The 21,186-nt window shown below is 56.1% G+C and carries 22 protein-coding genes, 1 tRNA gene and 1 other RNA gene; 12 read left to right on the plus strand and 12 right to left on the minus strand.

Annotated elements, in window-relative coordinates; all coding sequences use genetic code 11:
• Positions 1-75 precede the first annotated feature (75 nt).
• Positions 76-1,299, minus strand: coding sequence for a 5-aminolevulinate synthase (hemA, locus tag BUA39_RS00940; protein WP_072791637.1), 1,224 nt, complete (start codon positions 1,297-1,299; stop codon positions 76-78).
• Positions 1,300-1,514: 215 nt separating this feature from the next.
• Here hemA and BUA39_RS00945 point away from each other — a divergent pair, with 215 nt between their 5' ends.
• Both BUA39_RS00945 and BUA39_RS00950 read left to right on the plus strand, forming a co-directional pair.
• On the plus strand, positions 1,515-2,891 hold the full coding sequence (locus tag BUA39_RS00945; RefSeq protein ID WP_072789597.1) for a M20/M25/M40 family metallo-hydrolase: 1,377 nt from the start codon (positions 1,515-1,517) through the stop codon (positions 2,889-2,891).
• Between the two features lie 184 nt (positions 2,892-3,075).
• Positions 3,076-3,165: transfer RNA gene (locus tag BUA39_RS00950), tRNA-Ser, on the plus strand.
• A gap of 52 nt (positions 3,166-3,217) precedes the next feature.
• On the opposite strand, the gene BUA39_RS00955 is transcribed toward BUA39_RS00950, so the two are convergent.
• From BUA39_RS00955 to BUA39_RS00985, 7 genes are all read right to left on the minus strand, one after another.
• Entirely contained in the window at positions 3,218-3,937 is a 720-nt protein-coding gene (locus tag BUA39_RS00955; protein WP_072789598.1) for an alanyl-tRNA editing protein, read from the minus strand.
• Positions 3,934-6,300, minus strand: coding sequence for a DUF3772 domain-containing protein (locus tag BUA39_RS00960; RefSeq protein ID WP_072789599.1), 2,367 nt, complete (start codon positions 6,298-6,300; stop codon positions 3,934-3,936). Before BUA39_RS00960 ends, BUA39_RS00955 begins: the two co-directional genes overlap by 4 nt.
• An 8-nt stretch (positions 6,301-6,308) precedes the next feature.
• Complete coding sequence (locus BUA39_RS00965; protein WP_072789601.1) at positions 6,309-7,343, minus strand: cysteine synthase A; 1,035 nt, start codon at positions 7,341-7,343, stop codon at positions 6,309-6,311.
• Positions 7,344-7,409: 66 nt separating this feature from the next.
• On the minus strand, positions 7,410-8,534 hold the full coding sequence (locus BUA39_RS00970; protein ID WP_072789603.1) for an NUDIX domain-containing protein: 1,125 nt from the start codon (positions 8,532-8,534) through the stop codon (positions 7,410-7,412).
• 2 nt (positions 8,535-8,536) lie between these two features.
• Positions 8,537-8,977 carry a TrgA family protein gene (locus BUA39_RS00975; protein WP_072789604.1) on the minus strand — a complete coding sequence of 147 codons (441 nt, stop codon included), beginning with the start codon at positions 8,975-8,977 and terminating at the stop codon, positions 8,537-8,539.
• A gap of 98 nt (positions 8,978-9,075) precedes the next feature.
• On the minus strand, positions 9,076-10,296 hold the full coding sequence (locus BUA39_RS00980; RefSeq protein ID WP_072789607.1) for an aminotransferase class V-fold PLP-dependent enzyme: 1,221 nt from the start codon (positions 10,294-10,296) through the stop codon (positions 9,076-9,078).
• A 30-nt stretch (positions 10,297-10,326) separates the two neighbouring features.
• Positions 10,327-10,740 (minus strand): HIT family protein, encoded by a 414-nt coding sequence (locus BUA39_RS00985; RefSeq protein ID WP_072789610.1) that lies wholly within the window; start codon positions 10,738-10,740, stop codon positions 10,327-10,329.
• Positions 10,741-10,862: 122 nt separating this feature from the next.
• Between BUA39_RS00985 and ssrA the strand changes: the two genes are divergently transcribed.
• From ssrA to BUA39_RS01030, 9 genes are all read left to right on the plus strand, one after another.
• Positions 10,863-11,235: a transfer-messenger RNA gene (gene ssrA, locus BUA39_RS00990) on the plus strand.
• A gap of 77 nt (positions 11,236-11,312) precedes the next feature.
• Entirely contained in the window at positions 11,313-11,756 is a 444-nt protein-coding gene (locus tag BUA39_RS00995; RefSeq protein ID WP_072789612.1) for an ester cyclase, read from the plus strand.
• Between the two features lie 164 nt (positions 11,757-11,920).
• Entirely contained in the window at positions 11,921-12,724 is an 804-nt protein-coding gene (locus tag BUA39_RS01000; RefSeq protein WP_072791639.1) for a chromate resistance protein ChrB domain-containing protein, read from the plus strand.
• Entirely contained in the window at positions 12,724-13,965 is a 1,242-nt protein-coding gene (chrA, locus tag BUA39_RS01005) for a chromate efflux transporter (protein WP_072789615.1), read from the plus strand. Before BUA39_RS01000 ends, chrA begins: the two co-directional genes overlap by 1 nt.
• 74 nt (positions 13,966-14,039) lie before the next feature.
• The gene (locus BUA39_RS01010) at positions 14,040-14,528 is read left to right on the plus strand and encodes an SspB family protein (protein WP_072789618.1); all 489 of its coding nucleotides are present in this window, start codon (positions 14,040-14,042) and stop codon (positions 14,526-14,528) included.
• A gap of 108 nt (positions 14,529-14,636) precedes the next feature.
• Entirely contained in the window at positions 14,637-15,194 is a 558-nt protein-coding gene (locus tag BUA39_RS01015; protein WP_072791640.1) for a class I SAM-dependent methyltransferase, read from the plus strand.
• Between the two features lie 158 nt (positions 15,195-15,352).
• Entirely contained in the window at positions 15,353-16,747 is a 1,395-nt protein-coding gene (gene fumC / locus BUA39_RS01020; RefSeq protein WP_072789621.1) for a class II fumarate hydratase, read from the plus strand.
• Positions 16,747-16,926: a DUF4169 family protein gene (locus tag BUA39_RS01025; RefSeq protein ID WP_072789624.1), complete on the plus strand. Its 180-nt coding sequence runs from the start codon at positions 16,747-16,749 to the stop codon at positions 16,924-16,926. The genes fumC and BUA39_RS01025 overlap by 1 nt, the downstream gene beginning before the upstream one ends.
• Positions 16,923-17,141, plus strand: a complete 219-nt coding sequence (locus BUA39_RS01030) for a ribbon-helix-helix domain-containing protein (RefSeq protein ID WP_072789627.1) — start codon at positions 16,923-16,925, stop codon at positions 17,139-17,141. The genes BUA39_RS01025 and BUA39_RS01030 overlap by 4 nt, the downstream gene beginning before the upstream one ends.
• Before the next feature lie 53 nt (positions 17,142-17,194).
• Here the strand turns inward: BUA39_RS01030 and BUA39_RS01035 are convergent, their stop codons facing one another.
• A complete protein-coding gene (locus tag BUA39_RS01035) occupies positions 17,195-17,602 on the minus strand; it encodes a SufE family protein (protein ID WP_072789631.1) in 408 nt (135 codons plus the stop codon).
• Between the two features lie 124 nt (positions 17,603-17,726).
• Between BUA39_RS01035 and BUA39_RS01040 the strand changes: the two genes are divergently transcribed.
• Positions 17,727-18,236 carry a hypothetical protein gene (locus BUA39_RS01040; RefSeq protein ID WP_072791642.1) on the plus strand — a complete coding sequence of 170 codons (510 nt, stop codon included), beginning with the start codon at positions 17,727-17,729 and terminating at the stop codon, positions 18,234-18,236.
• A 3-nt stretch (positions 18,237-18,239) separates the two neighbouring features.
• Here the strand turns inward: BUA39_RS01040 and rnd are convergent, their stop codons facing one another.
• The 3 genes from rnd to purM all read right to left on the minus strand — a co-directional run bounded on the left by rnd (position 18,240) and on the right by purM (position 21,140).
• Entirely contained in the window at positions 18,240-19,400 is a 1,161-nt protein-coding gene (gene rnd, locus BUA39_RS01045; RefSeq protein ID WP_072789634.1) for a ribonuclease D, read from the minus strand.
• Positions 19,401-19,503: 103 nt separating this feature from the next.
• On the minus strand, positions 19,504-20,097 hold the full coding sequence (gene purN, locus BUA39_RS01050) for a phosphoribosylglycinamide formyltransferase (RefSeq protein WP_072789637.1): 594 nt from the start codon (positions 20,095-20,097) through the stop codon (positions 19,504-19,506).
• The gene (gene purM, locus BUA39_RS01055; protein WP_072789640.1) at positions 20,094-21,140 is read right to left on the minus strand and encodes a phosphoribosylformylglycinamidine cyclo-ligase; all 1,047 of its coding nucleotides are present in this window, start codon (positions 21,138-21,140) and stop codon (positions 20,094-20,096) included. The genes purN and purM overlap by 4 nt, the downstream gene beginning before the upstream one ends.
• Positions 21,141-21,186 lie beyond the last annotated feature (46 nt).

The following is a 21,186-nucleotide window of genomic DNA, read 5'->3' on the forward strand; positions in this document are numbered from 1 at the left end:
CCCGATTCGAACCGCCCCCAAGTTTATTGAGACCAAGATAACACAGTGCAAGAATATTTGCACGATTTGGCGTTATCAGCCGGCGAGTTCGGCGCGATTCAGCGCACAGTGCGACCACAGTTCGTCCATTGCACGCACCAACGCATCAATCTCTTTCGGGCCGTGCACCGGAGATGGCGTAAAGCGCAGTCGCTCGGTGCCGCGTGGCACCGTTGGATAATTGATCGGCTGCACGTAAATCCCGTGATCTTCCAACAACATATCGCTGAGTTTCTTGGTGTGAACAGGGTTGCCGACAATCACGGGTACAATATGCGTGCCATGGTCAATGATGGGCAAACCCAAGCCCTTGAGACGCATTTTCAGGATCTTGGCCTGAAGTTGGTGCTGATCCCGCAGCGTCTGATCTTGTTTCAGATGCGCAATGGATGCCGCCGCCCCTGCTGCCACAACCGGTGGAAGCGATGTCGTAAAAATAAAGCCCGGCGCATAAGAGCGGATCGCGTCACACATCTGCGCGCTGGCGGCGATATAGCCGCCATGCACACCGAATGCTTTGCCCAATGTGCCGTTGATAATGTCGATCCGGTCCGTCAGCCCGTCGCGCTCTGACACGCCACCACCCCGTGGGCCATACATGCCGACCGCATGCACTTCGTCCAGATAGGTCAGCGCGCCGAACTCTTCAGCAAGATCGCAGATTTCTGCAATCGGACCGATGTCGCCATCCATGGAATAGACGGATTCAAAGGCAATCAGCTTGGGTGCCGCAGGATCATCCGCTTCAAGCAAGGCACGCAGATGTGTCATGTCGTTGTGGCGGAACACGCGCTTCGCGCCACCGTTGCGGCGAATGCCTTCAATCATCGACGCATGATTCAACTCATCCGAATAGATGATCAGACCCGGAAACAGCTTTGGCAGCGTCGAAAGCGTCGCATCATTGGCGATATAGGCGCTGGTGAACAGCAGCGATGCTTCTTTTTGGTGCAGGTCGGCCAATTCGGCCTCAAGCCGTTTGTGGTAGACCGTTGTGCCTGAGATATTGCGCGTCCCGCCGGACCCTGCGCCAGTTGCGTCCAGTGCTTCGTGCATCGCGTCCAGAACCACCGGATGCTGCCCCATGCCCAGGTAGTCATTGCCACACCAAACGGTGATCGGCTGCTGCGTGCCGTCTGCCTTGTTCCAGATCGCATGCGGGAATTGGCCCTTTTTGCGTTCAATATCAATGAACGTGCGATAGCGGCCTTCTTCGTGAAGACGGTTCAAGGCGAGATCGAGTTTCGCGGAATAATCCATTCCGTTCCTCCGGTTTGCTGGCGCGCCGCTTGCGACCCAGGGATTCGCCCGAAGACGAAATTTCTTTGGTTCTTGGATATAATGCGCGTTTTCGTTCAAGGCCAGAATACAATTCCCCCCTCGCGACACTTTGATCCACATCAACTGCGCTGGACAGTCTGGATCAGACTGTTAGGTTTCCGAAAACGACCACGATGTTTCCGAAAGTAAACCCCATGACCCTTGAAAACGTCCTCTCGCGTATCGACGCAGAAATGCCCGCCGCCACGGACCGCTTGCTGGACCTGCTGCGCATTCAATCCATTTCAACCGATCCGGCCTACAAAGCCGAATGTGACCGCGCCGCAGATTGGCTGGTGGCTGATCTCGCCTCTATCGGAGTGCAGGCCGCAAAACGCGCCACGCCTGGCCATCCGATGGTCGTTGGGCATGTCGACGGCGATGGTCCGCATGTCTTGTTTTACGGCCACTATGACGTGCAACCTGTTGATCCGCTGGATCTTTGGGACAATGACCCCTTTGATCCGCAGATCGAAGAAACACCAAATGGCGCCGTCATTCGGGGCCGAGGGTCGTCAGATGACAAAGGCCAGTTGATGACCTTTGTCGAAGCCTGCCGCGCATGGAAAGCCGAACATGGCTCCCTACCCTGCAAAATCACCTTCTTCTTTGAAGGCGAAGAAGAAAGCGGCTCGCCCTCTTTGGTGCCCTTCATGGAAGAAAACGCCGAGGAGTTGAAATCAGACATCGCGCTGATCTGCGACACAGGGTTGTTCCAATCCAAAACACCCGCCATCATCACTTCCCTGCGGGGTCTGTTGGGCGAAGAGATTACCATCAAAGCCGCCAACAAAGACCTGCATTCCGGTATGTTCGGTGGGGTCGCCATGAACCCCATTCGCGTCTTGACCAAGATCATCGCAGGCCTGCATGACGAGAGCGGGCGCGTGACAGTGCCGGGTTTCTATGACGGCGTGCCAGAATTGCCCGAAGACCTCGCCGCTCAATGGCAGGCTTTGGCTTTTGATCACGCGGCTTTCCTTGGCGATGTTGATCTCTCGGTCCCGGCAGGTGAGCAGGACCGCACTCCGCTTGAAATGATCTGGTCGCGCCCGACTTGTGAAGTAAACGGCATTACTGGCGGCTATACCGGCGAAGGGTTCAAAACCGTTTTGCCCGCACAGGCCTCTGCCAAAATCTCTTTCCGACTGGTGGGTGATCAGGACCCGCACAAAATCCGCGAAAACTTCCGCGCCTATGTCGAAAGCTGCCTGCCCGCCGATTGTACAGTCGACTACAAAGGCCATGGCAACTCTCGTGGGTCGGTGATGGCGACAGATCACCCGGCCTTTGAACAGGCCCGCGTTGCGCTTTCTGACGAATGGCCAGAGGCCGCGGCTTTTGCAGGCTGCGGTGGATCGATCCCCATCGCCGGCCATTTCAAAAAAATCCTCGGCACTGACGCCATGCTGATCGGCTTTGCCAAGGATGATGACCAAATTCACTCGCCCAATGAAAAGTATGACGTCGAAAGCTTTCACAAAGGCATACGCAGCTGGGCACGTATTCTGGATGCGATGACCCGCGCCTGACCGATCCAGAACGATAGGCTGTCCTGTCAACCATTTAATTGCGCGCTTAACCCGATAGTTGGGCGCGCAACTTTTTGGAATCATGTAGGAAAATCAAGTCGCATGTGGTTTGTGAAATTCTTTTGAAGAATATGCGAATTGCCCCTTGCACCCCCTGCCTGCTTTTGAGTAAACAGCGCCTCACGGAGAGGTGGCCGAGTGGTCGAAGGCGCACGCCTGGAAAGTGTGTAGGCGGGAGACCGTCTCCAGGGTTCGAATCCCTGTCTCTCCGCCATTACCCTAAAAAGCTGAATGAATTGCGAAAGATGTGCCTTGCCGGCACGTTCTCAGTATTCCAACAACAAATTCACCCGCCGGTTTTGCCGTCCCTTGTTTTCGATCTTGCCAAGTTGCACGTGGCCGATTTCTCCGGTGCGGGCGACGTGGGTGCCGCCGCAGGGTTGCAGATCGACTTGCTCTGCGCCCTCTCCGATACGGATGAGACGGACGCGCCCGTTGCCGCGCGGGGGTTGCACGGACATGGTTTTGACAAGGCTCGGATTGGCATCAAGCTCTGCGTCGGTGATCCAATCCTGCGTTACAGGTAGATCCTGCGCGATCAATTGGTTGAGTTGGTGTTCGATAAAGTCTTTGTCCGTCAGGGCCTCTGGCATATCGAAATCCAACCGGCCTTTTTCTGTGCCGATGGATCCGCCCGTGACAGGCAGCGGGATCACGACGGATAACAGATGCAGCGCCGTGTGGACGCGCATATGGCGGTAGCGGCGTTCCCAGTTGAGGCGTTGGATCACTTCGCTGCCCACAGGCGGCAGAGCGACGGGTTCGGCGGGAACAAGGGCGATATCATCGTTGCCTGCTTTGACAGCTGTGGCAATCGAAAGGGTGCCGGTGCCCCAAACCAGATGCCCGCTGTCGCCCGGTTGACCACCGCCGGTTGGGTAGAAAACGCTTGTATCCAGGATGATTCCGCCCTCGGGCGTATGTCCGACAACTGTTGCGGTGGTTTCGCGCAAGTAGGCGTCGTCGCGGAACAGGTTTTGGGTCATTCTGCGTCGTCTTTCTTGTCGTCTTTTGGCGCGGTCTCTGGTGTGACGGGCGGGCCAACAGGCGTTTCTGGCTGCGCATTTGGGCGCAATGTTTCCGGGTTGCGGAGCCAGATATCTGTCTGAGCAAAGGGAATCTCGATGCCTTCATCCATAAAGCGTTGGGCAATGCTGTGGTTGAGGTCGGAATGCACCACCATCATCAGGTTGATGTCACGTAGGATCGCGCGGATTTCGAAGTCAAGCGAACTTGCCCCGAACCCGCGGAACAGCACAGCCGGCTCCGGGTAGGACATGATGGTTTGATGTGAGGCGGCAATCTCTTTCAAAATCTTTTCGACGCGGCGCGGATCGGTGCCATAGGCGACCCCCACGGGCACGATCAATCGCCCGATCGTATTGCCGCGCGTGTAATTGGTGACAACGCCGCTGACGAGGTCGGCGTTTGGAATGATGACATCGGTGCGGTCAAAGGTTTCCATGCGGGTGGAGCGCACAGAGATATCGCGCACATAGCCCATATTGCCGTTGACCTCGATCCAGTCACCTTCAGAGACCGGACGTTCGATCAGCAAGATGATGCCGCTGACGAAGTTTGAAACCACGTTTTGCAGGCCGAAACCAATGCCGACCGACAACGCACCAGCGACAAGTGCGATGGAACTGAGGTCTACGCCCGCCGCATTGATCGCAATCAGCGCGGCGAGGAAAATACCGATATAGCCAAGTCCCGCAACAATGGCGTTCTGTCCACCAAGGTCGAGTTTGGTCTTGGGCAGGATCGTGTTCTTGAGAGCGCCCTGCGCCAGCCGTGTCATCGTGTAGCCCACGATGAAAATCAGCAGGAAGGTAAAGAAATCCATCGGCGAGAGGCGCGTTTCGCCAAATTGCACCCCGTCTGACATTGTGCGCCAAAGTTCCGCAAGATCAGAGGCACGGGCACCCCAGACGAGCGCAAGCACGGGAAGTGATGCAATGGCGAGCATACCGCCCATCAAGACCGGGATCAGACTGTCTCGCCCATTGTCCGCTGCCCCGGTGACAAGGGCAAACACCAACATTACCACTCGCTGTAGGATGACAACAGCCGCAAGCACTTGCAGCGTTGTGATGGCCGGGAAGATAATGCGCTGGCTCGCGTTGAAATAGCCAACTATGGCAAGGGCTACACCGAACACTGCAACCGCATTTAAGGCGCGCGCCAAAAGGCTGATCAAGCGATCCGTCGGAGAGGCCGTATCATCCGTCTCACGTTGTTTCAACAACTGGGCCAGACGCCACAATGCAAAGCATGCGACCACAAATACCGGCAGATAGATCACCGCCGCGGTGGCGTCCGACCACCGGTCGTGTTCGGCGATTGCAGCCAGCAAAACCTGTAGCGCCAACACAGCCCCAAGCACGCTTGAGTAGACCCGACCTGCGGCGCGTTGGTCGTCTGACAATTTGATCAGCGGCTCGATCTTGACTGTTTTTGGAAAAATTTGTGCTGCCAACCAAATTGAAGCCAGGAACTGAAACCCCGCCCAAATTAGATTCGACAAGAACAACTCTCCGCGCAGTCCTGGCAGATCGGTTGCATAGGCCGCCAAGATCAGGGCTTGCAGCCCGACCAATGGCAAAAGGACCTGGCCCAAAGAGACGGCGAGCCCTGCGAGCCAGTGCCCAACGGATGAAGATCTGACCTGTATCTTTTGGGATAGCCGATCAAACCACGCCCGACTGCGTGCCAAAAGCAAAAAAGCGACAGCTAAGAGGAAGATAACCTCCGGTGCGTTCGCGCGCATTTCGGCCTGCTGGATCGGGTTTTTCCACGCAACGACGCTTTCATTCCAAGTAGCATGTGCAGAGGTCACGAAGTGTTCGAATGCTTCTGGCCAATGAGCTGGGTTTAGCGGCGAAGGACCACGTTGCACCAATCGGTCTGACTGGCGGTCACGAATGATTTCGTCGATCCCATTGATCAGCGCGTCGGCCTCTGTATAGGCCACTTCAGCCGATTGCACCGGCGCGCGAAGTGCCGAAAGGCTGGCGTTCAAAGAACTGCGTTGGGTCGCAATTTCAGCGGGTTCTTCGCCATCCTCCGGGGCTTTGCCCAAGGCAGCGAGCTGACTGTTGACGACCTCAATCGCTTTGGCATTCGTGTCTCGGGCTTTGTCAAATTTGTCGCGCCACTCCACCAGTTGTGATCGCAGTTCTCCCAATGCTACGTCACTTGCGCGGCCCGCTTCAATCGCTTCGGTCGAACGCGCGGCCACATCCTGCCAAGACGCGTAGTCTGGCGTTGTGGCTGTTTGTGCCCAAAGAAAAACCGTGCTGATGAGGACCAGCACGGTTGCAGTGAAAACGCGGAACGCGTTGATCATGGTGGCCCTCATACGTCTTCGAATACGCCCGGAATGCTTTGCGGCCCTGCGGTCAACCAGCTTGGCGTTGGCAGGCCTTTGGATTTCAGGAAGTCCGGGTTGAAGAGTTTGGATTGATAACGTGTGCCATAGTCACAAAGCATGGTCACAATGGTATGACCCGGCCCCATGTCTTTGGCCATTTTGATCGCGCCAGCAACGTTGATGCCAGAGGATCCGCCAAGGCACAGCCCTTCGTCGGTCAAGAGATCAAAGACCACCGGAAGCGCTTCTTCGTCGGTCACTTGATAGAGCATATCAGGTGTGAAGCCTTCGAGGTTCGCGGTCACACGCCCCTGCCCGATGCCTTCGGTGATCGATGTGCCCTCGGCATTGGCAGCACCATCACGATATATAGTGAACATACCAGAGCCCATCGGGTCAGAGAGGGCGACTTTGACGCCTTTGGGCTGCAGGGCTGCGCCAACACCGGCAAGGGTGCCACCAGATCCAACAGCGCAGACAAAACCATCAACTTTGCCGCCGGTTTGATCCCAGATCTCAGGGCCAGTGGTTTCAACATGCGCCTGGCGGTTTGCGACGTTGTCAAACTGGTTCGCCCAGATTGCGCCGTTGGCCTCGGTCTTGTTCAGCTCTTCGGCAAGTCGGCCAGAATAGCGCACGTAGTTGTTCGGGTTCTTGTAAGGCGCTGCTGGCACCTGCACGAGCTCCGCCCCCGCAAGGCGGATCATGTCTTTCTTTTCTTGGCTTTGCGTCTCGGGGATGACGATCACGGTATTGAAACCCATCGACGCGCCCACCAGCGCAAGGCCGATCCCAGTATTGCCTGCGGTGCCTTCAACAATTGTGCCGCCCGGGCGCAGGTCGCCGCGCGCGATGGCATCTTTGATAATGTAAAGCGCCGCGCGGTCTTTGACCGATTGACCGGGGTTCATAAACTCGGCTTTGCCCCAGATCTCGCACCCGGTTTCTTCACTGGCCTTGTTCAGGCGGATGAGAGGGGTGTTGCCGATCGCATCGGCGAGGTTGCGAGGGTTACGCATAGGAGCGCCTTTCGAGTCATATTTCAAAACGTCTTCCGCCCTGTCTATGGAAAAGGCGGTGTGAACTCAAGCCGATGCACGCAGCCGATCACGGTGTCGTGCCAGCCAAAGCGCTGCCAGAACCAGCGGTGCATTTGCTGCCCCGTAATTGTCGACCATATCCATAAGCGCCTCAAACGAAAAAAGATGCGAACGGATGTCTTCGGCTTCGTGATCAAGCCCGGCAACCCCAGTGATGTCATCCGGCAGATCGGCCTCCCCCACAAAAATGTGAAAGAACTCTGTATTACATCCTGGTGAGGCATAAACCTTGGCAATCGGGTGCAGCGTTTCGACGGTCACCCGTGCCTCTTCCCAGGCTTCGCGACGGGCAGATTGTTCGGGCGTTTCGCCTGCATCGATACGGCCAGCGACAGGTTCCAGCATCCATGGGTTCGGGTCGTGACGTGCCCATGGGCCTGCGCGGAATTGTTCGATCAACAGGACGCGGTCGCGTTTGACATCATAAGGCAGCAACAGCGCGGCATCCGTGCCGACAAAGACTTCGCGCTGCACATTTTCAACTTTGCCACCGCCAAATGCGCGGTGGCTTAATGTGTGCTGCTCTAGCGTGAAATAGCCCGCGTGTTTGACCTCCATCAACGTGTCAGTAACATCCGCGCGGGTGTAGCCACTGGGACTAAGGGAGTAGGATCGCGCCTGAGCGCTGAGACGAGAGGCCGCGCGACCGCGGATGGTCGGGAACATGAAATCCAGATCTTTGTCGGATTTCTCGCCAAAATAGCTCATCACTTCCTTGGCGGCCAAAGTTGTCAGATCGCCCCATTTGCTTTGCCAGTCCTCGAAACGCCAAGGTCCGGCAGCTTTCAGTCGCCCGGGCATCGGGAAATAGACCCTAGCTGAGACTGTCGTGCCCTCCGTTTGAATGTCGATGGGCGTCAGCGAATAGTCAAAGCCGCCTTCATAGAAGTTGAGCCGTGCGACCTCCTCGTCTGTAATATCTTCGACAAGAATGCCCTCGGCACCACGTCCGCCAAACACGATAACGGGAAAATCGGCGCCTTCTACGGCGCAGGCGCTATAGCCTTCGGCAATGCCGTGGCGATACAAATTGGGGTCCAGTGCACGTCCGAGAACTGTCTCCAGCAGCGGAATGTGCCGGAGGGTTCCGTAAAAAAAGAATGTCGACAAATCTATCTCCAGCGTCGGGAGGTGGCTTCGGCCAAAAGGCCGCTAAAAACCGCGCCACCCAGTAACGTCATCAAAATATTGGGTCGTAGCAGCAGAAGGCCATTCTCGGTCATCATCGAAAAGATCGATTGGATTGCCTCGGAAACGCTATCATAACGAAGGCTGCGCGAGTTTTCGAACATGATCCAGAAGGCGTGCACAAAGAGCACGACCAGAACCATGGCGATCATCCCAGTCAGCCCGCCATTGATCCCGGACAATACACCACGCCCGGCTTTGGCCCCGATCAGCTTCCACCCAATGATGGCGGCGATACCAGCGTTGAAAAACGAAAAATAGCCGAAATCGGTGCCTTCCGGCATCAAGGGTTTGAACTGCTCTGACGCCACAAAGGCGACCAGCGCAAGCGCAATGGCGGACATGAGTTTGGCGGCTGTTGGCATTGTTGACCTGTTTCACTGACCCCTAGGGCAAAACTACCGTCAGCGGGGTTGGCAATGCAAGCCTTGAGGGGCATCGCCAGCCCGTACCGGTGGACGTTTCAGAGGAATTCGTCCAGCGCGGCCATCAGCTTTTGAATATCGGTTTGATCTGTGTAATGCACAAAACTCAGACGCAGGACGCCGGGATCAGCAGGCACTTTTTGCGCTTCAAGTGCGCGGACGGCATAGAAACCACCTGCCCCAGCCATGATGCCGCGTGTCGCAAGTTTGGCCGCAATCTCTGCCGGATCAGACTGACACGCCAGCGCCACGGTCGGTGCGCGGGATTGGGCATCTTTTGGGCCAAGGACACGCACGCTGTTCTTTGTCCCCAAATAGTCCAGCAAAGGCTGCAACAGCGCGGTTTCATGCGCCCGCATTAGGTTATGAACGCCTTCTGCTTTCTCTGTCGGTTTGCCAAAGATACCATGCGTCTCTGCTAAGGCCTCAAAGTAGTCCACCATCCCGGCGCAGGCTGCGACCTGCGCGTGATCGGGGCCTGCGGGTGTAAAGCGCTTGTAAAGTGTATCGGCGTTAAAAAAGTGCCCCTGATTTGGGAGCATCTGCCCAAGGTTCCGCCGGATGGCCATGATCCCTTGGTGCGGGCCATAGGTTTTGTAGGCCGAGAAAAGGTAAATATCCGCGCCAAGTGAGCCGACATTTGGCAAACCATGCGGCGCATAGCTGACCCCATCAACGCAGACAAAAGCCCCTGCGGCATGGGCAAGCGCGGTGATTTCCACGACCGGGTTGATCTCTCCGACGACGTTGGAGCAGTGCGGGAAGCATACGAGCCGCACGTTTTCATCAAGCAGCGCTTGCAGATCCTTTGGATCAAGGTGGCCCGTTTCAGGATTAATGTGCCATTCGCGCACCTCAATGCCCGCATCGGCCAACCTGCGCCAAGGGCCGGTGTTGGCCTCATGGTCCTGATCCGTCACGATGATCGCTTCACCCGGAGACATCCATTGCCGAAAGGCCTGCGCCAGAACGTAGGCGTTTTGGGTAGTGGATGGCCCAAAGCTGACTTCGTCGGTCTCTAGCCCCATCCATTCTGCAAGACGCGCGCGGGCTTCGTCCATCTCTTCACCTGCAAGGCGGCTGGCCTCATAGGGCGCATAGGGCTGCACCTTGCGCTGCGTGTAGAAACGCGCCAGCCGGTCAATGACAGGCTTTGCGGTGTAGGACCCCCCGGCGTTTTCAAAGAAGGATTGGCCTTGCAAAGAAGGCTCCTGAAACGCCGGAAACTGGCTGCGGACGAAGTTGATGTCGAGTGTCATGGGGACCTTCGTATCATTAGAGTGAACGGGCTACATTGCCGCACGAATTTTTTCGGCGTGCTGTTTCAAGACGTCAAAATCTGCCATCTTCCCCGGCGGACGCAGGCCGACTCCTGCGTGACGAGGCAGCACATGATAATGCAGATGGAACACCTCTTGCCCACCTGCAGCTTCGTTGAACTGCTGTACAGTGACGCCGTCGGCCTCAAAGGCCTTCATCACGGCATGGCCCATTTTCTGAACCGTCGCGAGGCAGGCCGCCAATTGTTCTGGCGTTGCGTCCAGCATATTGCGCGCCGGGGTTTTGGGGATCACCAGACAATGCCCATCTGCACGCGGCATGATATCCATGAAGACATAGGTGTTGTCATCTTCATAAAGTTTTTCGCTAGGGATTTCGCCCCGCAGGATTTTCGCAAAAATATTGTCGGTGTCATATGCCATAGTTGATCCAAGCCCGGCTGTAAGGTGTCGCTTTGTTGGTAAACCAACGCGTATTTGTGAATAGAAAAGACGATTTAGCCCAAGATGCAAGGGCAGAGATTTTCAAACCTTTTCCATCCAGCAGCCTTGCAAAGCACAGCCCATCGCCTTAAATCTACCTTGTCCTTCGGGACTATGGACATAAACGCGCTCGCAATAAGCGGATCGGACCCGGGGGCGGTACCCGGCGTCTCCACCAAACACTCTGGCGGCTTCCTTCATTTGGGGATGTTCATCAGAAGAGCGGGGACGAAATAGGATCGACGAACGTCTAAAGGGGTTAGCTTTGTCTCGGCTGTCTGCCACCGTTACCGGCGAAAACTGTACAATTGCAAATGACAATCGTGCTCCAGTAGCAATGGCCGCGTAAGCGACCGGAGATACTGAAATCTTAAGTCCTGACGCCTAGCGGAGTCAGGCGGGGTTCGTAGGTACCTGGCAACAGAAACCTACACTTTCCCCCATGGTGTTAACGGATTGGCCAGATTTATCTGACAGTGTTGCTGCATGTTGGCTGCACGGGACGCGTTGGGATGAAAGACACGGAGACACCAAGCAAGGTCGAATTGCTGGAGCAATGGTTTCAGCGCGTTTGGATCGAAGGTGATCTGGATGCGGTGGATGAATTCTTTTCTGATGATGCAGAAGCAAAGGGGTTATTGCCCGAAATGCGGATCGGTCCGCAGGACTATCGGGATTTTGTGCCGTTGATTTTAGCCCTCGTAGAGGATCTGAAAATCGACTTGATCATCAATACGGAAGATAACTATTGGATTCAGTCGCTTTACAAGGTCACCGCGCGCGCAACGGCGACTTCCGCACCGATTGTGGTGCTGGGTCAGGTCAGTGTGAAGGTGCAGGCCAACAAATTCACTGAGGCCTATAATTGCTTTGATTTCATGGGCCTCTTTGAACAACTTGGACAGTTGCCTGAACAATCCATGGCGATTTGTCTGACCGGCGGCACGTTGAGTTAAGCCAAGCCGAGATGGTGGTTGCCTCGGATGCCGACCTAATAGCGCGCGTCCGGCGGGTTGACCTTGGCGCTCAGATGCCTATCCAATAGGCCATGGGGTTTGCGATATCCCCGTGAGGCTTAGGCCGAATGATCGCATCCTTGTCACAAAACAAAGGGTGCAGCATGTCTGGCTTTAACGAAATTTCTCCGACCAACCTTATGCGCCTGATCGGCACGGGTGATTGCCCGGCCATCATTGATGTGCGCATAGACGAAGATGTGGCGGACATTCCGCTGCGTATCCCAACCGCTATTGCGGCTGATCACCGTGACCTTTCTACGATTTTGCCGCGCCTTGGCGGGCGACCCTGCGTGGTTGTTTGTCATAAGGGCAAGAAGTTAAGCTCTGGCTCAGCGGCATGGTTGCGGGCGCAGGGGGTGTCTGCCGAAGTGCTCTCAGGCGGCATGGTGGCCTGGCAAGTGGCGCTGTTGCCGGCTGTGCCCGCTGCAGTTCTTCAGGACCTGCCCGCACTCTGGGTCACTCGGCATCGGCCCAAAATCGACCGTGTCGCCTGTCCGTGGTTGATCCGGCGTTTCGTTGACCCGGATGCGGATTTTCTTTTTGTCCCTCCGTCCGACGTGCATGATGTGGCCGAAAAATTTGGTGCAACCGCCTTTGATATGCCCGATGGCCGGTGGGGCCATGATGGCCCGCTTTGCAGTTTTGATGTCATGGTCCGCGAATTTGGGCTAGGCCACCCTGCTCTGGACCGGCTGGCGCGGATTGTCCGCGCCGCCGACACGGATCAACATGATCTTGCGCCGCAAGCCGCTGGTTTGTTGGCAGTTTCTGCCGGGCTTTCGAAAGTGTTCAAAGACGACAATGCGCAAATGGAGGCTGGATTTCTGCTGTACGATGCGCTCTATCGTTGGGCGCGCGATGCCGCCACAGAAACACATGGCCCCCACCCGACCGGAGACCAGTAATGTCCCCTCAGTTCAATGAAATTTGGGCCGTCTTTGGACGGATCGGCGTGTTGTCGTTCGGCGGACCGGCGGCTCAGATCGCCTTAATGCACAAAGAATTGGTCGAAGAACGCACTTGGCTGACTGAAAAACAGTTTCTCGGCGCATTGTCCTTTTGCATGCTCTTGCCGGGACCAGAGGCGATGCAACTCGCCACCTATGCCGGTTGGCGGCTGAAGGGGCTGTGGGGCGGCGTGCTTGCAGGGGCCTTGTTTGTTGTTCCCGGTGCGCTTGTCATCTTAGCCTTGGCATCGCTTTACATTTCCTTCGGCACGCTGCCACTGGTGCAAGCTGCCTTTTTGGGGGTGAAAGCTGCGGTGGTTGTCGTTGTCGTGCAAGCCTTGCGCAAAGTGGCGACCAAAGCGCTGAAAGGCCCGCTGTCGTGGGGGCTGGCACTGGCGGCATTTCTGGCGATCTACGTACTTGCCCTGCCCTTTCCGTTGATCGTGGCATTGGCCGCTGTGATCGGTGCGGTTTTCACAGCGCAAGACTTTGGCGACAGCACCCCGGCGCCAAAGGTCCAAGCAAAGACCTTGTCGACCATCCTTGTGTGGGGGGCGCTGTGGGGCGCGCCGGTTTTGCTGGTGTTCGTGTTCGACCAAGCGTTCCTGATGGATATCGCACTCTTCTTCAGCAAACTGGCGGTCGTCACTTTTGGGGGGGCCTATGCCGTCCTTGCCTATATGACGCAAACGGTCAGTTTTGAATTCGGCTGGATCACCGCAGGCGAAATGATGGATGCGCTGGGACTGGCAGAAACAACACCGGGCCCGCTGATCCTTGTGACCGAATTCGTCGGACTGTTGGCGGGGTATCGTCAAGATGGCGTCGTATTGATGCTGGCCGCTGGTGCCTTGACGCTGTGGTGTACCTTTATTCCCTGTTTTCTGTGGATTTTCGCGGCAGCACCCTATGTGGAATGGCTGCTCTCTCAGCCGCGTCTGAAAGGCGCGCTGGAGGCGATCACGGCTTCGGTTGTGGGTGTCATCGGCAACCTCTCGCTTTGGTTTGCACTGCAGGTTTTGTTCCTGTCGACAAAAGATACTGCCTTCGGCATGATGCCAATCCTGCAAAGCTTTGACATCAAGGCATTTATTCTGCTGTGTTTGGCGGCAGTTCTGACCTTTTGGAAGAAAATGAACCTCGTTTCCGTGCTTGTGATTTGCGCTTTTGCCGGGATGCTGCTTTGGTATCTTCTGTGAATTCACCGCTTGTCTGCTTTCGTTTCAGAACGAATCTTTTATGCTGAGAGGGAAGCGAGGAAATAGGGTTCAACATGACCGCAAAGATTGATTACGGAAACCTGATGCATCGGGCGATGCGTGGCTTGATTCAAGAGGTCTTGATGGGCGTGCGCGACAACGGTTTGCCCGGTGAACATCATTTCTTTATCACCTTTGACACCCAGCATCCTGATGTTGAAATCGCCGATTGGCTGTCAGATCGCTATCCCGGTGAAATGACTGTGGTGATGCAGCATTGGTTTGATAACCTGTCGGTCACCGACGAAGGTTTTGCCGTCACGCTGAATTTCGGCGACGCGCCAGAGCCGCTATATATTCCCTATGATGCGATCAAAACTTTCGTTGATCCTTCGGTTGAATTCGGCTTGCGGTTTGAAACGCAAGAGGTCGAGGATGACGACGAGGATGATGAAGACGACGAACCGCCGGTTGTCGAAGACCTGACCGAAATAGCCGAGATTGCAGAGCCCGAAAAGAAAGACGCGGAGGTCGTGAGTCTCGACAGCTTCCGCAAGCACTAAGTGACCTTCGCGCGCGGGTTTGCGCGGCCAATCAATACCGTCACATCTCTGAATCTTTCTTGTGTTTTGAGTCGTCGCAAAACGTTTCAAGACAAGGACTGCTTTGATATGGCAAGTGATTTTGCGCTCTTTCTCGGAGAAATGATGCGTCGCCCGACAGAGGTTGTGGCCATTGCCCCTTCCAGTGCCGCGACGGCGCGATTGATGACACGAGGGCTGGAGCGAACAAGCGGCCCTATCGTTGAAATTGGGCCGGGGACCGGCAGTTTCACCAAGGCCATTTTGGAAAGCGGCGTGGCCCCAGAGCGGTTGACTCTGCTTGAGATGAACCCGCGGTTCTGTGCAATTCTTGCCGATAAATTTCGCGGCGTCCGCGTCGTCAACCGCCCGGCGCAAGACATCAAAATGTTAGGCCTGACAGAGATCAGCGCTGTTATCTCTGGTGTTCCAGTGCTGTCTCGCCCCACGATCCAACGCGAAGTCGTTGGGCGCGCGCTTGATGTGATGGCCGCCGATGGGTTTGTGAATCAGATCACCTACAGCCCACAGTCGCCGATTTCACCTGAGATGCAGCAGGAACTCGGTTTGACTTCGCAAAAGCTTGGCACAGTTTGGGCCAACCTGCCCCCTGCCCGCGTGTTCCAATTTTCTCGGCAGCGGCACTAGTTCTTTGGCCCGAAACGGGTGCGCATGTTTAGCATGTGCCCAAATTCAAGCGGAACGTAAAACGTTATCGCTATCTTTTGGTATTCAATCGTATACAGCATTGCATCTTACAAGATCGGCGTTATGACATTGGGCAATTCAAGTTTGCGGAGATCACAATGACCGACACGCGTACCGAAACCGACAGCTTTGGACCGCTCGAAGTTCCATCCGATAAATACTGGGGCGCACAGACGCAGCGCTCGATCATGAACTTCCCGATTGGCTGGGAAAAACAACCGGTCGCCATCGTGCGCGCGCTGGGTGTGATCAAAAAAGCCTGCGCTATGGCGAATAAAGACAGCGGTAAGCTGGACGCGACGATCGGTGATGCGATCATTCAAGCTGCAGGTGAGGTCATCGAAGGCAAGTTTGACGACAACTTCCCGCTGGTGGTTTGGCAGACCGGGTCTGGCACGCAGTCCAACATGAACTCCAATGAGGTCATCGCCAACCGCGCGATTGAAATTCTTGGCGGCGTCATCGGTTCCAAAGACCCGGTGCACCCGAACGATCACTGCAACATGGGCCAGTCGTCAAACGACACCTTCCCAACCGCGATGCATATTGCAGCCGCAATGACCGTGCGCGACGTGTTGCTGCCGGGGCTGACCAAATTGGCCGAAGGTCTGGAAGCCAAATCAGATGAGTTCAAAGACATCATCAAGATCGGCCGGACCCACACCCAAGACGCGACTCCTCTGACGCTTGGTCAGGAATTCGGCGGCTATGCGCATCAAATTCGCCAGGGTATCGCGCGCGTCGAAGCGGCACTGCCCGGCATTTACGAGTTGGCGCAGGGCGGCACTGCCGTGGGCACGGGCCTTAACACGCAAAAGGGCTGGGGCGAGGAAGTGGCCGCAAATATGGCCGAAATCACCGGCCTGCCTTTTGTGACGGCACCAAACAAATTCGAAGCCCTAGCCGCCCATGATGCCATGGTCTTTATGTCCGGCGCTTTGGCGACAGTGGCGGGCGCGATGTATAAGATCGCGAATGACATCCGCTTCTTGGGGTCTGGCCCACGCTCTGGCCTTGGTGAATTGATCCTGCCTGAAAACGAGCCAGGCTCGTCGATCATGCCGGGCAAGGTGAACCCAACGCAGGCAGAAGCGATGACCCAGGTTGCGGCACACGTGATGGGCAACAACGCGGCGATGACATTTGCAGGCTCTCAGGGTCATTTTGAACTGAACGTCTATAACCCGATGATGTCCTACAACTTGCTGCAATCCATGCAGCTGTTGGGCGATGTGGCTGACAGCTTTACGGAACGCATGCTGAACGGGATCAAAGCCAATGAGCCGCGCATCGAAAAGCTGATGAAAGAGTCCTTGATGCTGGTCACGGCGCTGGCCCCAACCATCGGCTATGACAATGCAACAAAGGTTGCCAAAACCGCGCATAAAAACGGCACGACCCTGAAAGAAGAAGCCATCGCGCTTGGGTTTGTGGATGAGGCGACATTTGACGCTGTCGTCCGCCCCGAACAGATGATTGGTCCGAAAGACTGATGGCTCAGCCGGTTAACCTGAACCGGTTTCGAAAAGAAAAAGCGCGGGCTGAGAAAAAAGCCCGCGCTGACGAAAACACTGTGAAGTTCGGCCGCACAAAGGCGCAGAAAGACGCAGAGAAAAAGCTTTCAGAAATTGAAAAGCGCCGCCTTGACGGCCGGAAGCGAGACGACAGTTGAGCCGTCCTGTCAAACGCTCTCTGACCCTAAAAGGGCACCGCACAAGCGTTTCGCTTGAAGATGATTTTTGGAGTGCTTTCAAAGAAATTGCAGCGGAAAAGCAGCTTCCTATCAATGTCTTAGCGGCGCAAATTGATGCAGAGCGTGACCTTGATACAGGCCTTGCAAGTGCCATCCGCCTGTATGTGCTGCGACACTATCGCAGCGCACTGTAAGCGCTTCATCTTTCTAAAAATACTCGCGCCGCAGGCTTGGCGCAAAGCGCCAATCAGTTTTCTGCGGCCACCAAGCGCACGCGCTCGATCATGGCGCGTAGCCCGTTGGAGCGTTGCGACGAGAGGTGTTCATTCAGACCCAAACGTTCAAATTCCGCCCGCGCGTCAACGGCCAGAACCTGCGTGACCGGCAATCCGTTGTAAAGCTTGCGCAGCACTGCAATCAGCCCTCGCACGATCATCGCGTCACTGTCGCCGTCAAAGCTGAAAATACCGTCATTGATGCTGGGATGGAGCCAAACCTGGCTGGCGCAACCGTCGACCTTGGTGGCAGGCACTTTCAGCGCATCATCCAGCGGGTCCATCGCTTTGCCCTGTTCGATCACATAGCGATAACGGTCTTCCCAGTCTTCAAGGAATTCAAAGTCTTCGACGATTTCTTCAAACGCTTCGGTGGCCATAATCACTTCCCTCATCTGTTTGATTGACCTAATTCGCGTGACGCAAAAGGTCCAGCCCTGCCTTGCCGCTTTTCAAATCGCCGCCAATGCGCTAACCCATTGGCAAGGCAAATTGGGGCAGATGATGCGTAAATCTCTTGGGCTTGTTTTGGTCGCCACCGTGTTCGTCACCAGCTGCGGGCGGGTTTCTGAATCGCGTTTGAACCCGTTCAATTGGTTTGGCCGCGCTGAACGCGTCGAAACCACCGAGGCAGAGATTAATCCGTTGATCCCGCGCAAGCGCGAAAGCATTTTTGATCGTGGCCCCGAAGTTTACCCCGGCACCCCGGTTCTTGTGATCAATGACGTGAAAATCGAACGTGTCTCTGGCGGTGCGATCATTCGCGTTCTGGGCACCGCGCAGACACAAGGCGCGTTTGAGGCGCGTTTAACGCCTGAAAATGATGATGAGCTGCCTGTCGATGGCGTTCTGACCTATCAACTTGAGGCGATTCAACCGACTGGTTTCCGCACCGGGCCAGAGCGGTCGCGCGAAATCAATATCGCCCGCTATCGCACTTTTCAGGACCTGAACGGCGTGCGCACAATCCGCATTGTGGGTGCGGCCAATGCGATGCAGGTGCGTCGTCGCTAAATCTTAGTTCAGATTGACGATTTTGATCGTGCTGCCCTTAGCGGACAGCGCGATTTGGCCGTTGCAAAGGCGTAGGGCGTCTTCGCCGAACACCTCTCGACGCCAGCCTGACAGGGATGGCACCTCACGTTCACCGGACGCAATGGCGTCAAGTTCCGATGCGGTTGCGATCAACTTGCTGGCAACGCCAGAAGATTCGGTTTTCGATTTCAGAAGCACGCGCAGCAGGTCTGCCAAAGCCGGGTTAACTTGCTGGTTGTCGCGCGCTTTCTTGACGCGCGGCATGTCCGATGGCGGACATTCGATCCCTGCTTTGACCGCAGCCAAAATACCATCAGCGATATCGCCCTTGCGCGCATCGCGCAGCAAAAGCCGCGACCGGCCAAGGTCAGCAGGCGTCTGTGGTTTGGTTGAGGCGAGTTCAATCAGCGCATCGTCTTTGAACACCCGATTGCGTGGAATATTGCGGTCTTGGGCAAAGGATTCCCTGAACCTTGCCAATTCGCGCACCACGGCCAGGAATTTTGGCGTTGTGGTGCGTGTTTTCACACGTTGCCAAGCGTCTTCTGGATCCATCTGGTAGGTGCTGGGAGAGGTCAGGACCTGCAGTTCTTCTTTGACCCAGCGAGCGCGCCCGTTTTCCTCGATCTTGTCTGCAAGGAATTCGTAAATCTTGCGCAGATGCGTCACGTCCCCAAGGGCGTATTTCTTTTGCGCGTCGGTCAGAGGGCGGCGCGACCAATCGGTAAAACGGCTGGACTTGTCCAGACTTTGGCGCGCGATCTTGCGCACAAGAGTTTCGTAGCCAACCTGTTCGCCAAATCCGCACACCATGGCCGCGACCTGCGTGTCAAACAGTGGGTCTGGGAAAACGCCTGCCTCGATGAAGAAGATTTCGAGGTCCTGCCGAGCCGCATGGAAAACTTTGACAACATTCGTGTCGCGAAAGAGATCGTATAGCGGCTCCAAAGAAAGCCCTTCGACCAATGGGTCCACCAAAACGGCGTTCTCATCGCCCTCGCCGGGATACGCCATCTGGATTAAGCAAAGCTTGGAATAATAAGTCCGTTCGCGCAGGAATTCGGTGTCGATCGTGACATAGGGATGCTGCCGCGCCTCTTCACAGAATTGCGCCAGTTCGTCCGTCGTCGTCAGTGTAATCATAAAGCGGCTGTCTTCGTTTTTCGTTGTTCGTTGCCCTTGCCTATAGGCTTACGTGCAAATTTAACGGATTGCAACGAAAGCGCCGCGTCAGGGATCATGTGGCTTAGAGCGACATAAAAGACGTGTCGCCCGCAGCAAACCGGCGCAGCACGGCGGGATAGAGGCGGTGTTCTTCTTTCAGGACACGAGCGGCAAGCATATCCGGCGTGTCACCGTCAAGAACCGGAACACGTGCTTGTCCAAGGATCGGTCCATCGTCCAGCTTTGGTGTCACAAGGTGCACCGTGCAGCCGTGTTCCGCGTCCCCAGCTTCAAGCGCACGCGCATGGGTGTGCAGGCCTTTATATTTCGGCAAGAGCGACGGGTGGATGTTCAGCATCCGCCCCTCCCAAGGGGCGACAAAGCTTTCAGTCAGCACCCGCATAAACCCCGCAAGGCAGAGGATATCGGGATTGGCCGCATCCAGCTTTTCATTAAGCGCCGCCTGAAAGGCTTCCCGGTCGCCTTTGAAAGGGCGGTGATCGACCACAGCGATCGGCACGCCCATCTCTGCTGCTTTCTTTAGGCCGCCTGCATCGGCATCATTGGCCAGAACCAGCACAGGTTCAGCCGCGTGACCGCCAGATTGCATGTCCTCGACCAAGCGGACCATGTTGGAGCCGCCACCCGAAATAAAGATCGCGACCCGTTTTTTCACAGGAGACTGCCTGAATAGCGCACGCCTTCGCCCTTGGTCACGGTGCCAAGCTGATAGACTGTTTCGCCTGCTTCGGTCAGTAGGGTCGTCAATGCTTCGGCGCGATCTGCCTCGACGGATAGGATCATGCCGATGCCGCAGTTGAAGGTCTTCAGCGCTTCGGCTTCGTCCATGCCGCCGGTTTTGGTCAGCCATTTGAAGACGGCCGGCAATTCCCAAGCGGAAAGGTCGATGTCAGCGCCTAGATCCTCGGGCAGCACACGCGGCAGGTTCTCGGTCAGACCGCCGCCTGTGATATGAGCCAGCGCATGCACGCCCCCTGCCCGTACCGCGTCCAGCGCCTGTTTGACGTAAAGACGAGTCGGTTTCAGAAGCGACGCACCCAACGTGCCGTCTTCCCAAGGGCAGTCGTCTTCCCATTTCAGGCCAGAGACCTCGACCAGCTTGCGCACCAGAGAGTAGCCGTTGGAGTGGATGCCGTTTGACGCCAAACCAATCAGAACGTCGCCTTCGGCAACACCTGCTGGCAGGTCCGCGCCACGTTCCATCGCGCCCACGGCAAAACCCGCGAGGTCAAAGTCGCCAGCTTCATACATGCCCGGCATCTCAGCGGTTTCACCACCAATCAGCGCGCAGCCTGATTGATAGCAGCCTTCGGCGATGCCTTCGATAATCCGCGCGGCCGTTTCGGTTTCCAGCTTGCCGGTCGCGAAATAGTCGAGGAAAAACAGTGGTTCCGCGCCCTGACAGACCAGATCGTTCACACACATCGCCACAAGGTCGATTCCGACGCCATCGACGTTTCCGGTATCAATTGCAATGCGCAGCTTGGTGCCAACGCCATCGGTGGCCGCAACCAAAATCGGGTCTGTGTAGCCCGCGTCTTTAAGGTCAAAAAGCGCGCCGAAACCACCCAGACCAGCCATCACACCAGAGCGCGTTGTCCGCTTTGCAGCAGGCTTGATGCGTTCCACAAGCGCGTTGCCTGCGTCAATATCCACACCCGCGTCTGCATAGGTAATACCGTTCTTGCCGTCGCTCATCGAACTCTCCTAGTCGCTGTTGCGACGGCCCTAAACCAATGACGCA

It is taken from the genome of Cognatishimia maritima, from assembly GCF_900129685.1.
Lineage (GTDB): Bacteria > Pseudomonadota > Alphaproteobacteria > Rhodobacterales > Rhodobacteraceae > Cognatishimia > Cognatishimia maritima.